This is a genomic window from Bacillus sp. EB106-04-02-XG92 (assembly GCF_058791995.1).
This window is the reverse complement of sequence record NZ_JBYTEA010000001.1, coordinates 293,837-307,141: the sequence shown is the minus strand read 5'-3', so window position 1 is coordinate 307,141 and position 13,305 is coordinate 293,837. Positions and strand designations below refer to the sequence as shown.

The following is a 13,305-nucleotide window of genomic DNA, read 5'->3' as shown; positions in this document are numbered from 1 at the left end:
CACTCCACAGGCGTAAATTCCGATGTAGCCCACCGTACATATATACAATCTATTTACGTTAGTATTGCATATTCTTTTGCTTGTAAAAGGTTAATCGCTGCGTTCAAATCTCTATCCATTACATTGCCACATTCACATGTATATACTCGGTCAGATAGCTTTAAATCCGCTTTCTTTTGACTGCAACATGAGCATAACTTTGACGATGGATAAAACCGGTCTACTTGGCGTAATTCAATTCCATATTCCTCACATTTCGTCAAAAGCCACGTTTTAAAAGCAAAAAAAGACTGCTTGGCAATTGTTTTAGATAAATGTTTATTCTTCATCATACCTTTCACATTCAAATCTTCCACTGTAATAAACGTTGGCTTGGTTTTCACCACATTCGTTACAATAGACTTTACATACTCTATTCGAATATTCGCTAATCGAGCATGCAACTTTTGCACTCTAAGAACATTTTTATCTATATTCACTCTTTTATTAGTAACAGATTTTTCACCTCTCTTTTTTAGATTTTCAAATTTACGTGCTAAAGAGCGTTGTTCACGTTTTAACCGTTTTTCTATCTTTTTTACTTTTATTGTTTTGTTGATGTTTTCATGAACGATACCATCGCTACGTGTAGCAAAATCCTTCACTCCTAAATCAATCCCTAGACCTATTTTATTGAGTGCTAACTTTGTTGCCATTTCTTCCAATTCGCAAAGTACAGATACAAAATATCTTCCTGCTCTTTGATATACTGTGCCACTTTTTACAGTTGCATTTTTAGGGATATATCCATATTCTTTTAACCTTACCCAACCAATTGTAGGAACTTTGACTCTATGTCTTTCTATTGTCCAATCTGTTTTGTTGTTTTTCGGAAAGTAGCACTTCACATCTTGCTTCCTCTTTTTTTTATATCGTGGAAACTTAGATAAACCTTTAAAAAACCGCTTAAAAGCCTTATCTCCATTCATAATCGCTTGTTTTACCGCTTTGCTCGACACTTCTTTAATCCACTGGTCACACTCTTTTGTATGAATATTGTTCAGCCATTTGGAAAAGTCATAGCCACTAAGAAATTTCCCCTCCGACTCATATGCCTCTTTATTTTTAGAGATATACAGGTTATATACATATCGACACACCCCAATAGTTTGACAGATTTTACTAACTTGTTCAGTTGTCGGTTTGATTTCTATTAAATATGCTCTTTTCATAAGTCTTCATCCTCCGACATTTTCTTTTTGTATTTTCTCAACCCATATATTCTACAGCTAAATACATGAATGATAGATATTAAATCCTGAACAAGTTCTTCTTGAATACCCATATATTCCTTATACTGTTCTTCTGTAGAATATCTTCTTCCTTTTTGGTTTCGGTAAGCAGGTAAAACACCTTGATTGTCTCACCTTTGTAATGTCTTAACAGAGACATTAAGCATTTCTGAAAATTCTTTTGGTTTATATTGTTTCATAATTACTTTTTTGCTATATATGCACACTTTTGTCTATGTTTTTGTTTACTGTTTCTTTCTCCTGTATATAGAAACTTTATCCCGATTGGTGAGGGATAATAACCAGTGGGAATGGTTCCTTACTAATCAAAGATTTACTTTATATATTATAAACGGCATACCCTTTTTCATAAAGGGTATGCCGTTTCTTTTTTCTATACTAACTTACTTGCTTTTGTTTTTGTTTCGTTTTTGGACCTGTAAATAGTCGTTCATTTCCCATAAGTAAAATACAAATAATACTTAGTACAGCCGGGATCAGTGCCCAAAAGAATGTGCTGGCAATAGATGTAGCTAGAGCCTCTTTAATACCAGTTAATATTTCAGGTGGCATCTTCTCGGTAGCACCTTGTGATAATAAGAAACTGGTGTCTCCACTCTTTGGAGCTAATTTAGCTAGTTCAGGAGGGAAGAGAGTATTTAGTTTATTAGTAAAAATATGATTTTGAATGGTACCGAAAATTGTTACACCAAGTGTCATACCGAGTGAACGGAAGAATGAATTTGTTGATGTAGCAGAACCACGGTCTCTCATTTCTAATTTGTGAATCGAAGACATACTTAAAACTGAGAACGAGAAACCAACGCCAAGTCCAGCGAGAACCATAAATAGTGTTACGAGTAGGCGAGGTGTGTCCATTGTTAAAGTGCTTAGTAAATAAATACCAAGAACGAAGAAAACTCCAGATGCCATCATAATGTTACGATAACTTGTTCGAGAAGCTAACTGTCCACCTGTTTGACTTCCAATTACAGAGCCAACCATCATAGGTGTTAAAATTAATCCAGCATTGGAGGCTGAACCGCCGAGAACACCTTGAACGAAGATTGGAATATAAACTGTACAGATAATAAAAGCGGCACCATAGAAAAAGGCAACGCCTTGGCTAGCTGCGAATAAAGGTTTTTTAAAGAGATGGAAAGAAATGATAGGCTCCGTTGCTTTTCGTTCTACGAAGAAGAAAATAATGAGCATAATAACAACTGTTGTAAATAAACCGATAATTACAGTGGAATTCCATGCGTATTCTTTACCACCAAGTTCTAAGGCGAACATTAAGCAAACGATACTAATAACAAGCGTAATAGCGCCAGCCCAATCAATTTTTTGTTTTCTAAATTCTAGAGACTCACTATAGTATTTAGTAATGAAGAAGAAGGAGATAAGCCCTAATGGAATATTAATATAGAAGACCCAGTGCCAACTTATATAGTCTGTAATATAAGCACCTAATAAGGGACCGAACACACTAGATGTCCCGAAAACAGCACCGAATAGTCCTGTCATTTTTCCACGTTTTTCTGGTGGGAATATATCGTACATAATTGTGAAGGCAATAGGCATAAGAGCGCCCCCGCCAATCCCTTGAATTGCTCTATAAATACTTAACTGCTCAATACTAGATGCTGTTCCGCAAAGTGCAGAACCGAATAAGAAAAGAATGAGGCCACCGATATAAAAACGTTTCCGTCCGTACATATCAGAAAGTTTCCCGAATATAGGCATACCTGCCATTGTTGCTACCATATATGCAGATGTGACCCATACGAACTTGTCAAATCCTCCTAGGTCTCCAACGATCGTTGCCATTGCTGTTGCAACAATTGTATTATCCATTGCCGCCATTAAAATACCAAGTAGTAAACCAGCAACAACAAATTTTGTCTTGTTGGAGTCTTTTTTTGATAATTGAGATTCCAAATATAACCCTCCTTTAAAAATAAGTAAACTATATTAAGTTTTGAGTGCAGCGCATAAAAATGTAAAGGATCGTTCTTTCAAATCAATTTACACAAGTGCACAAGCCATAAAGAATATTATAGTCAAATTTGACTAAAAGGCAAACTTTTTCATCCGTCAAAATATTCTGTTGTATGGACTGCGAAAGAGTGAGTAATACTTAATATTGGTATAAAGTCAATGAAGGAAATTGTAAAAAAATATTTCAGTAAGAATACCTTCTGTTAGCAGATGAAAAATGGTTTTTTCTTTACATTGTCGAATAGGATAAAAGGAAGAGCAATAACTATATATCGTTTGTATTGGGTAGAGAGGCAGAATAAGGTCGTATGAATGATGCATCTGAAATGGGGTGAATATTATTATGAAAATATGGAAACGAATTTCGGATCAAGGAAGGCGTTCAATACCGCTACAACCGGTATTATGGATTGATGGCTCAAAAAAGGAAAATGAATGTCCTAATGTAGCAGTTACATTGCAAATCCGTAGTATGTATAAAGAAAAATTTTCATATGAACTGACCTATGATGTAAACGACATACTTATTATTGGAATTGAAGTTGAAAATAAAGGAATAGAAATGATTTCACGAGTTGTAGTAAGTCATATGATTCGCGATTATTTTGCATACATCCCCAATTCGTTAAAGGCAGATAAGGGGATAAGTGAGTTTCTATTCCAACTTGTAAGGTGGCGAATCGATAATTTATTACCGAATGAAAAGGTAGAATTAATTTGTAAAATAAAAGCAAATAAAGATAAAGCACTCAAAAACGCATTGTTTCAGGCTACATATACATTTCAATCTAACGGAGTATCATATGGTCCACTGCAAACAAATGAAGTTGTTGTGCGACAATGAAAAAAAGGAACCTATATGAAAGGTTCCTTTTTTTAGTGAAGGTTGTGCTTTTTGAGTACTTTTTTTTGCTCGATTCCTTTTTTACCTACATAATTATTTGTATAACCAAAATATAGAATGAACAGAAAGGAAGCAACATTTACAATAGCGTCTATTTGATCGTTTGAAATAAAGTTTACATCGAAAGAATTAAATAGTAATTTTAACGATAACAGAAAACCGGCTAGTAAACGCATAATATCTGATAGATTTTCTTTTTGCAGCATATCGCTCACCACCTTTCTAAAACGATATATAGTATATATATGAAATAGAATAGAGATGGTAGACAAGCTTAAGCGGAAATGTACACTCAATATGTACATTTTTTATTTTGTAGAAAAACATAATTGTTATAGAAGCATATATTGGTATAGAAGGGAGGAGAAGTATGAAACATAAAGGGAAAATCAGTGGATTATTACTTGGGAATACAGTGGCGGTTACAGAATGGATTGCGCTTCAAGATGTAATTACAAAACTGGATTCGCGATCATTTTATACCGTCTTTACTATTTATATATTGCAAATGGTACTCAGCTATTATTTTGGACATTGGTATGATAAAAGAGCGAATGAGAATACAGATGCGGAAGTAGGGGGAATGGCGAGTAATGATTTTGTAGTTGATTTCTTTGAGAAAGTAGCTGCTTTATCAGAGCGGGATGCTCATAATATTACAGTGTACATTCTTTCTGTGAAAGAATGGAAAGAACTAAAAGATACAGTGCAAGAAAAAAAACTGGAGGTGTTAGTCCAAAAATTGGAGAGTACGATTGTAAAGACAATCCGTAAAGGGGATGTCGTTACTAAGTGGGATGAAAATAAGTATGTAATTGTGGCAATTGATAACGGACGTGAAAAGTCGACAATAACAAACCGATTAATGAAAAATATTGAAAGTGAAATAGAAAATGGCTTGTTAAGTATGGATTTATTATTTGGAGCTGCTAGTTATCCAATAGAAGGAAAAACTTTTGAAGAATTGTTAAGAAAAGCACAAAACCAATTGTATCAGCATAGGGGTTTGTAAGGAAATCAGTGAAACTTTGATTTAAAGAAATATGATATGAAGAAGTTTTTGAATGTAACATTCTTTTGACTTTTATTACAAAAATAACTTTTATTGTAATAAAAGTCTTTAAAAATATATGGAATAAGCATATAATTATGATGGATGTGTCAATGCATTTTGCACAATGTGTTTCATTTTTAAAGTGTAGAGGAAAGCATGCTCTACACTTTTCCTTTTTAGGGAATGACAAGAATAATTGTAAGTTGTTGCAAGATGACATTTACACTGTGTAAAATGAACAAAGAGATTATTTGATAGAAAGCGGAAAGGGAATGATAGAATGATAGACGTGACAGAACAACGACCATCTTTTATGAGGTGAATTATTACTGTTGTTCTCCAAATTATTATGGCTGTGATGAATTCCGTTGTACTTTTATGTAATACATAGTATAAACAGGTTTTAAAAAGTGCCAATTAAAAGGTAGAGATGAAACTGCTATTTAGTTCGAAAGTGTAATTTTGAGTAATACAATTTGTACAAGCATTATAAACAATATGAATGATTTTCGTAAAAAAAGGTGCGAGTATGGAGTTAATAAAAGGATAAATAATTTCATAGCTTTTTACACGATGATCGTATATAAGTAGGAGGAAAAAGATGTTGAAGTATAGTAAATTAGTAATTGTAACTGCATTATCAATGACTTTATTAGCCGGTTGTTTTGGGCCGAAACCAGAAGAAGAATTATATGTTGCGTTTGAAAATGCTGCAAAGCAAGAAAAAACAATATTTGAAGATGCAAAGAAACTTGAAACTTTAGAAAAAGAGGGACAAGAATTATATAGCCAGATCGTTCAAGAAGGAAAAGATAATAATCAAACTGTTAAGGAAAAACTGAACAAAGCAGTGAAAAATACAGATGAACGAGAAAAGGTGCTTACAAAAGAAAAAGAATCTTTAAATAAGGCACAAGAAGAAGTGAAGTCAGCAGATAAATATGTGAAAAAAATTGAAGATAAGAAATTAAAAGATCAAGCGGATAAAGTGAAAAGCACATATGAGAAACGACATGATTCATTTAACAAGATGTATGATAGCTATAGTAAATCGTTAAAACAAGAAAAAGAATTATATACAATGCTACAAGATAAAGGTACAAAATTAAAAGATATTAGTGAAAAAGTAAAAACAGTAAATCAGTCTTATAAAGATATTGAATCAGAAAAAGACAAGTTTAATGAATTTACGAAGTCTTATAATACAGAAAAAATAGCTTTTTATAAACAAGCAAATATTAAAATTAAAGAAGAGAAAAAATAAAACAGTTTGGCCTACAATGGGCCAAACTGTTTTATTTTTTTGTATACGTACGACTATACCACGGGACAGGTTCACTTAATTTTTTTTCTTGTTTCAGTGCTTCAGGACCAATGTAATCTTGAAGTGTCTTTTTTGCTACTGTTAAAGATAAGGTTGTTTTCGGATTTCGATAGGAGGATTCAAGATGGCCAAGGTGTGGTAGGATTCGAAAATCTTCTTTGGTAGGAGGAATATGGAAAAAATAATCACCTAAACGTATAAGAACATCGGATTGTTGTTGGCTAAAACGTGGATTTCTAGAAAAATGTAATCCTTCTTTAATAGCTTTTTTTTCAGCAATTAAGCGTTCTAAAGCCGTCTTTTTTAACCAGTATAAATACTTCGGATTAGTTGCAGCTTTAGCATGACGATTCACAACGAAAATAGATTGAGCTAGTCGATTAATAGAATGTTGGTTTTGTAATTGAGATTGTGGTTGTGAAGGTTTCATATTGAATCTCCTTTCAATTTTTCATTATTATACCATAAATAAAAGTGATTTTTATTATATGCAAAAAGTGATTGTATATATTTTCAATATTAAAGCAATATTGTTACAAAAAACAACTATTTTGTATAATAGTAATAGAATGTGTTTTAGAAATTTGATAATGAAAGAGTGAGAAGTTTGAAAGAAATATTAAAACAGCAATATGCCATTATAGATATTGGGTCTAATACAATGCGTTTAGTTATTTATGAAAAGCAAAACGGAGGTTTTTATAAGGAAATTGAAAATACGAAAGTGGTTGCTCGGTTAAGGAACTACTTAGTCGATGGTATGTTGATTAAAGAAGGAATAGAGGTATTGTTACAGACATTATTTCAATTTCAAGAAAGTACACGATTCCACCAGTTGCATCATGTACTTTGTGTCGCAACAGCAACAATTAGGCAGGCTGAGAATCAAGAGGAAATTAAAAAACTTGTTGAAGGACAAACAGACTTTACTCTTAGAGTATTATCAGAATATGAAGAAGCACGTTACGGCTATTTAGCAGTTATGAATTCAACTTCGTTCACTGAGGGACTTACAGTAGATATTGGTGGAGGAAGTACGGAAGTTACATACTTTCGAAATAGAGAGATTTTAGAGTATCATAGCTTTCCTTTTGGAGCACTTTCTTTAAAGCAACAATTTATTAAAGAGAATATACCTACTGAAGAAGAGTTGGAAAAGATTCAAACGTACTTAGAATATCAATTTCGAACATTACCATGGTTAATTGACAAGAAATTGCCTCTTATTGCAATTGGTGGTAGTGCGAGGAACTTAGTGAAAATCCATCAAAATTTAATTTGTTATCCGATAGCAGGGGTACATTTATACAAGATGAAAGAAGAAGATATTAAAAATGTGAAAGAAGAATTGGAAGTATTGTCGTTCATGGAGCTTCAAAAATTAGAAGGATTGGCAAAAGATCGAGCAGATACAATTATTCCAGCAGTCGAAGTATTTCATACACTTGTTAATGTTATAGAGGCACCAGCATTTGTATTGAGTAGAAAAGGATTACGAGAAGGTGTTTTCTATGAAGAGTTGACAAAAGATTTGGGGATTTCATATTATCCGAATGTAGTCGAAGAAAGTTTATATTTATTATCACATGAATATGAAATGGATATGGAATTTGTAATGCAGCTTATTAAACATGGAAGAATCATTTGTCAACAGCTTGAAGAAACAGGGCTCATTTCTATGTCAGAAAAAGACTGGGAAGTATTCCAGCAAGCAGCGAAAGTATTTAATATAGGAAAATATATAGACGATGAAGCGAGCCGCTTACATACGTTTTATTTATTAGCGAATAAAACAATTGATGGTATGATGCATAAAGATCGAGTTAGATTAGCCCTTATTGCGTCTTATAAATCAAAAATGTTATTCAAACAACATTTGTCCCCGTTTGAAGGATGGTTTGATAAAAATGAACAAAAAAAAATTCGCCTATTAGGAGCTGTTTTACAATTTTCAGCAGCTCTAAATATAAGAAAAAGATCGCTTGTTGAATCGATATCTATAACAGAAAGTAAAGAAGGATTAACATTTAAAATTGTATGTGAGCAAGCGGCATTAGCGGAAAAAGTGCAAGCTGAAAAGCAAAAAAAGCAGCTGGAAAGAGTATTGAAAACAACTATTAACTTATTCTTCGAATCAAAACACTAAGTTGTACGGATGTCTTTACGAAAAATTTACACTTTATAATATTGTAATTTGCTAAAATGAAAGTAACTAAATTATAGTAAAAAAGTTTCAAGGGGAAGTGTGAAGAGAATGGAATTATCTAAGGGGAACATAGTAAATTTAAATGATACAGCTTATTATAACAATCGAGAGTTAAGTTGGTTAGCATTTAATGAACGTGTACTACAAGAAGCACAGGATGAAACGAATCCGCTCTTGGAAAGATTAAAGTTTATTAGCATTTTTAGCTCAAATTTAGATGAATTCTTTATGGTGCGCGTAGCAGGATTGAAGGATCAAGTAAGTGCTGGGTTTAACCAACCAGAAAATAAGGCTGGCTTAACACCTAAAAAGCAATTAAATAAAATTGCGATAAAGGCCCACGAATTAATGACTGTACAATATGATACGTTTAAAAATTATGTATTGCCAGCGCTGGAGCTAGAGGGAATTGAGCGTTTAACATTCCAGGATTTGACGAAAGAACAGAGAGAATTTATAGAAGAGTATTTTGATGAACAAATTTTCCCGGTCTTAACACCTGTAGCTATCGATGCCTATCGTCCATTTCCAATGTTATTAAATAAAAGTTTGAATTTAGCTACACTTTTATATGATGAGAAACAAGTTGAGGAAGAAAACCGCACGAAATTAGGAATTGTACAAGTTCCTTCATTACTTGAACGTTTCATATTTTTGCCGAGCGAAGGGCAAAAGCATAAATTTATTTTATTAGAAGATGTAATTAGTGGTTTTACTCATAAATTATTCACTGGATATAAAGTATCATCTGTTACTCGTTTCCGTATTACACGCAATGCGGATTTAACGATTCATGAAGAAGGTGCAAGAGATTTATTAAAAGTAATTGAAAAAGAATTAAAAAAGCGTAAGTGGGGAGCTGCTGTACGTTTAGAAGTTGGCAAAGAGCATATTGATGAAAGAGTATTAGCATTATTATATGAGGTGTTGGAAGTAAAAGATGAAGATGTATATATAATGGATGGACCGCTAGATTTAACATGTCTCTTCTCTTTATATAAAAAACTAGCTCCATTATATGAACATTTAGTATATCCGGCTCTTATTCCGCAACGACCTCAAGACTTAGGGGATGCGGAAGATGTATTTGAAAAAGCAATTGAGCATGATATTTTATTACATCATCCGTTTGAGTCGTTTCAGCCAGTAGTTGATTTTGTGCGTGATGCAGCAGACGATCCGAATGTACTTGCAATTAAACAAACCTTATATCGAGTAAGTGGGGATTCGCCGATTATTCAGGCATTAAAGGTAGCCGCTGAAAAAGGAAAACAAGTGACGGTATTAGTTGAATTAAAGGCAAGGTTTGATGAAGAAAATAATGTACATTGGGCTAAAGAGTTAGAAAAGGCAGGCTGTCACGTTATTTACGGTGTAAGTCATTTGAAAACACATAGTAAGATTACGCTAGTTGTAAGAAGAAAAAACGGAAAAATCGAAAGGTTCGTACATCTCGGGACTGGAAATTATAATGATGCAACAGCAAAGTTATATACTGATTTCGGGTATATTACATCACGAAAAGACTTTGGGGTTGATGCAACAAATTTCTTTAATTATTTGAGTGGTTATACAACAAAGCCACATTTTCATCACTTATCGGTTGCACCATTTGATATAAGAGAGCAATTTATCGATTTAATAGATGAAGAAATTCGTTATCATAGACAATATGGAAATGGATATATTATCGCCAAGATGAATTCATTAACAGATAAACCGTTAATAAAAAAAATGTATGAAGCTTCACAAGCTGGAGTAAAGGTAGAGCTCATCGTTCGAGGAACATGTTGTTTAAGGCCTGGTATTCCAAATGTAAGTGAAAATATTCGTGTCGTTAGTGTTGTTGGGAGGTATTTAGAACATAGCCGCATTTATTATTTCCACCATAATGGAGAAGAGAAAATATACTTATCTTCAGCTGACTGGATGACGCGAAATATGGAGAAGCGGGTAGAAATTTCTTTCCCAATATTAGATATTGAAATGAAGGCGAGAATTAAGGCGATTTTACAGCTGACTTTAGCTGATAATGTGAAAACGCGTGAACAAAATAAAGACGGTGACTATTATTATGTTATTAATAATGGTGCAGAAGAGATTGATAGCCAAGTGAAGTTATTTAAGATGGCGTATCAAAACACGGATGCTGAATAATGAGAACAAGGTAAAAAACCTCTTTTTTAAGAGGTTTTTTACTTTGTTCTCTACTTATTATAAAGGATGCGTAGAGAGAATACTTTTTATTATAAGCATGTTAATGGATCATGAATCGGTTAAGAAAGGAAATAACATTAGCAGAATTGTTACGGTACATTAATAATAGAATGGTTGTTGACAAGGTCCACCATAACAAGGATAAGGTGCTGGCGGTGGGAAAGGTGGTGGATATGGTGGATAATACGGTCTAGGACCGAAAGCTAATGCTCCGCCGAGTAGTCCGCCAGCAATACCAGCTAGAAATGGGACGCCAAAAAACGGAAAAAAGCGTGAGTCGCCTACTGGACCAATAGGTGCTGAACGGACTGGGATTGGTTGATAATATGGATACATGACAAACCTCCTTTATTGGACTCACTTTTATCATATGGTAAATGAAACATGGATGAGCGCGTACAAGAAAGGTTATGTAAGAAAATAGGCGGATTATTACGAATGTTGAAGTGTGAAAATCGTAATTTCAGGTTTTGACATAAATCGGAATGGGACGCGTGTTCTTCCAAGGCCTCGATTGACATAGAGAATTAAATCTTCAATCGTATAGAAACCTTCTACATAGTTTTTAGCAAGTGATGGGGTAATAATTGCGCCTAAAAAGGGAATTTGTACTTGTCCACCATGGCTATGACCAGAAAGCTGTAAGTTAACTGGATATTGAGAAATTTTGGGTGCGATATCTGGCTCGTGAACAAGAACAATGTTATAAGTATTTTGCTTCGCGTGATGTAGTGTCTCCTCTATTTTTGGTTTGCCTAGTAGTATATCATCAAGACCGAAAATTGAAATTTCACTATTATCTATTAGACGAATTTTCTTTTCGCTATTTAGTAACAGTTCAAATCCAGATTCGCGCATAATGTGTTCGTAGTACTCTGTTCCATATCCGCCGTGATCATGGTTACCATAAATAGAAAATTTACCGAAGGGTGCTTGTATATTTTTTAAAATAGATGCAACGAAAGGAGTGTCAGTATATGTTTGATAATTATCAATGAGATCACCGGTAAAAAGGACGATATCGGGTTTTACAGCATTAATTTTAGAAACGATTTGAGATAAATGGTGAAGAGAGAAATAGTATCCGAGATGTAAATCGCTAAATTGAAGAATCTTCATACCATGAAAGCTTTTTGGTATGAGTTTTGAGTGTAGTGTATGTTCTGTAATAGAAAGTAAATGAGGCTCAATATATTTAGCATAATAGTATCCGATACTAGTGGTTATAAATGAATATAAACAAGTGCGTATACCAGTTTTTAAAAAATTTCTTCTTGTAATTTTCTTCATAAAAATATGAGTACACCTATTTAACTTATGTTGCATTTATAGGTTACTCAAATCTCCTTTCAGTTTATTTAAAATATATTTTAAATAATAAAAAAGTAGTATATATTACGAAAAAATGAATGAATAGAAACCTCTTTACGTTAAAATATCAGAAAAGTTTAAAAATATAAAGATTTCTATTAAATAAAATGATAAAATGAATGTGTATTCATTTTTTGGAGGGGATGTATGTGAAAGAAAAGGTAGTTATTATAACAGGTGGATCGAGCGGAATGGGAAAAGGAATGGCGACTCGTTTTGCAAAAGAAGGGGCACGAGTTGTTATTACAGGACGTACAAAGGAAAAGCTTGAGGAAACAAAGTTGGAAATTGAACAATTTCCAGGGCAAATATTACCTGTGCAAATGGATGTAAGAAATCCGGACGATATTCAGAAAATGATTGAACAGATTGATGAGAAGTTTGGTCGAATTGATGTTTTAATAAACAATGCAGCTGGAAACTTTATTTGTCCAGCTGAAGATTTATCCGTGAATGGCTGGAATTCAGTCATTAATATTGTATTAAACGGTACATTTTATTGCAGCCATGCTGTCGGGAAATACTGGATTGAAAAAGGTATAAAAGGAAATATCATTAACATGGTAGCAACATATGCATGGGATGCAGGTCCGGGAGTTATTCATTCAGCTGCAGCAAAGGCTGGAGTATTAGCAATGACGAAGACACTCGCTGTTGAGTGGGGACGTAAATATGGAATACGAGTTAACGCGATCGCACCAGGACCAATTGAACGTACGGGCGGTGCTGATAAATTATGGATTTCAGAAGAAATGGCTAAGCGTACGATACAAAGTGTTCCGCTTGGAAGACTGGGTACGCCAGAAGAAATTGCAGGTCTAGCTTATTATTTATGTTCAGATGAAGCTGCTTACATAAATGGAACTTGCATGACAATGGATGGAGGACAACATTTACATCAATATCCATTTTAAAAGGGATAAGAAAATGAATGTTTGATTCATTTTTCGACGGTTA

General features: G+C 33.6%; 12 protein-coding genes and 1 pseudogene. 6 read left to right on the top strand and 7 right to left on the bottom strand.

Annotated features, from left to right (window positions below; all coding sequences use genetic code 11):
• Positions 1-53 precede the first annotated feature (53 nt).
• The 3 genes and pseudogenes from AC3WVA_RS01505 to AC3WVA_RS01495 all read right to left on the bottom strand — a co-directional run bounded on the left by AC3WVA_RS01505 (position 54) and on the right by AC3WVA_RS01495 (position 3,212).
• Positions 54-1,211 carry an RNA-guided endonuclease InsQ/TnpB family protein gene (locus AC3WVA_RS01505; RefSeq protein WP_098344958.1) on the bottom strand — a complete coding sequence of 386 codons (1,158 nt, stop codon included), beginning with the start codon at positions 1,209-1,211 and terminating at the stop codon, positions 54-56.
• A pseudogene (locus AC3WVA_RS01500) lies at positions 1,208-1,471 on the bottom strand (MerR family DNA-binding transcriptional regulator). The gene AC3WVA_RS01505 and the pseudogene AC3WVA_RS01500 overlap by 4 nt, the downstream one beginning before the upstream one ends.
• A 199-nt stretch (positions 1,472-1,670) precedes the next feature.
• Positions 1,671-3,212 carry an MDR family MFS transporter gene (locus AC3WVA_RS01495; protein WP_048530759.1) on the bottom strand — a complete coding sequence of 514 codons (1,542 nt, stop codon included), beginning with the start codon at positions 3,210-3,212 and terminating at the stop codon, positions 1,671-1,673.
• Positions 3,213-3,615: 403 nt separating this feature from the next.
• Between AC3WVA_RS01495 and AC3WVA_RS01490 the strand changes: the two genes are divergently transcribed.
• Positions 3,616-4,116 (top strand): hypothetical protein, encoded by a 501-nt coding sequence (locus AC3WVA_RS01490; protein ID WP_098344960.1) that lies wholly within the window; start codon positions 3,616-3,618, stop codon positions 4,114-4,116.
• 32 nt (positions 4,117-4,148) lie between these two features.
• On the opposite strand, the gene AC3WVA_RS01485 is transcribed toward AC3WVA_RS01490, so the two are convergent.
• Positions 4,149-4,382 carry a phage holin gene (locus AC3WVA_RS01485; protein WP_098344961.1) on the bottom strand — a complete coding sequence of 78 codons (234 nt, stop codon included), beginning with the start codon at positions 4,380-4,382 and terminating at the stop codon, positions 4,149-4,151.
• Positions 4,383-4,546: 164 nt separating this feature from the next.
• Between AC3WVA_RS01485 and AC3WVA_RS01480 the strand changes: the two genes are divergently transcribed.
• The gene (locus tag AC3WVA_RS01480) at positions 4,547-5,188 is read left to right on the top strand and encodes a diguanylate cyclase domain-containing protein (RefSeq protein WP_098344962.1); all 642 of its coding nucleotides are present in this window, start codon (positions 4,547-4,549) and stop codon (positions 5,186-5,188) included.
• A gap of 643 nt (positions 5,189-5,831) precedes the next feature.
• Positions 5,832-6,494: a YkyA family protein gene (locus tag AC3WVA_RS01475; protein ID WP_098344963.1), complete on the top strand. Its 663-nt coding sequence runs from the start codon at positions 5,832-5,834 to the stop codon at positions 6,492-6,494.
• A gap of 31 nt (positions 6,495-6,525) precedes the next feature.
• Here the strand turns inward: AC3WVA_RS01475 and AC3WVA_RS01470 are convergent, their stop codons facing one another.
• Entirely contained in the window at positions 6,526-6,984 is a 459-nt protein-coding gene (locus AC3WVA_RS01470; protein WP_000804864.1) for a YkyB family protein, read from the bottom strand.
• A 177-nt stretch (positions 6,985-7,161) separates the two neighbouring features.
• Between AC3WVA_RS01470 and ppx the strand changes: the two genes are divergently transcribed.
• Both ppx and AC3WVA_RS01460 read left to right on the top strand, forming a co-directional pair.
• Positions 7,162-8,700, top strand: a complete 1,539-nt coding sequence (gene ppx / locus AC3WVA_RS01465) for an exopolyphosphatase (RefSeq protein WP_071758746.1) — start codon at positions 7,162-7,164, stop codon at positions 8,698-8,700.
• Between the two features lie 108 nt (positions 8,701-8,808).
• Positions 8,809-10,917 (top strand): polyphosphate kinase, encoded by a 2,109-nt coding sequence (locus tag AC3WVA_RS01460; protein WP_048530747.1) that lies wholly within the window; start codon positions 8,809-8,811, stop codon positions 10,915-10,917.
• A 159-nt stretch (positions 10,918-11,076) separates the two neighbouring features.
• Here the strand turns inward: AC3WVA_RS01460 and AC3WVA_RS01455 are convergent, their stop codons facing one another.
• Both AC3WVA_RS01455 and AC3WVA_RS01450 read right to left on the bottom strand, forming a co-directional pair.
• Positions 11,077-11,313, bottom strand: coding sequence for a hypothetical protein (locus AC3WVA_RS01455; protein ID WP_048530745.1), 237 nt, complete (start codon positions 11,311-11,313; stop codon positions 11,077-11,079).
• Positions 11,314-11,409: 96 nt separating this feature from the next.
• A complete protein-coding gene (locus AC3WVA_RS01450) occupies positions 11,410-12,267 on the bottom strand; it encodes a metallophosphoesterase (RefSeq protein ID WP_098344964.1) in 858 nt (285 codons plus the stop codon).
• 230 nt (positions 12,268-12,497) lie between these two features.
• On the opposite strand from AC3WVA_RS01450, the gene fadH reads away from it, so the two are divergent.
• Positions 12,498-13,262, top strand: coding sequence for a 2,4-dienoyl-CoA reductase (gene fadH / locus AC3WVA_RS01445; RefSeq protein WP_048530742.1), 765 nt, complete (start codon positions 12,498-12,500; stop codon positions 13,260-13,262).
• Positions 13,263-13,305 lie beyond the last annotated feature (43 nt).

What these genes read in the sequence shown, in the direction of transcription:
- AC3WVA_RS01480 (WP_098344962.1), top strand. Translation starts at nt 4,547, where the DNA reads ATGAAACATAAAGGGAAAATCAGTGGATTATTACTTGGGAATACAGTG.
- AC3WVA_RS01460 (WP_048530747.1), top strand. Translation starts at nt 8,809, where the DNA reads ATGGAATTATCTAAGGGGAACATAGTAAATTTAAATGATACAGCTTAT.
- AC3WVA_RS01505 (WP_098344958.1), bottom strand. Translation starts at nt 1,211, where the DNA reads ATGAAAAGAGCATATTTAATAGAAATCAAACCGACAACTGAACAAGTT.
- AC3WVA_RS01490 (WP_098344960.1), top strand. Translation starts at nt 3,616, where the DNA reads ATGAAAATATGGAAACGAATTTCGGATCAAGGAAGGCGTTCAATACCG.
- AC3WVA_RS01475 (WP_098344963.1), top strand. Translation starts at nt 5,832, where the DNA reads ATGTTGAAGTATAGTAAATTAGTAATTGTAACTGCATTATCAATGACT.
- AC3WVA_RS01485 (WP_098344961.1), bottom strand. Translation starts at nt 4,382, where the DNA reads ATGCTGCAAAAAGAAAATCTATCAGATATTATGCGTTTACTAGCCGGT.
- AC3WVA_RS01470 (WP_000804864.1), bottom strand. Translation starts at nt 6,984, where the DNA reads ATGAAACCTTCACAACCACAATCTCAATTACAAAACCAACATTCTATT.
- AC3WVA_RS01455 (WP_048530745.1), bottom strand. Translation starts at nt 11,313, where the DNA reads ATGTATCCATATTATCAACCAATCCCAGTCCGTTCAGCACCTATTGGT.
- AC3WVA_RS01450 (WP_098344964.1), bottom strand. Translation starts at nt 12,267, where the DNA reads ATGAAGAAAATTACAAGAAGAAATTTTTTAAAAACTGGTATACGCACT.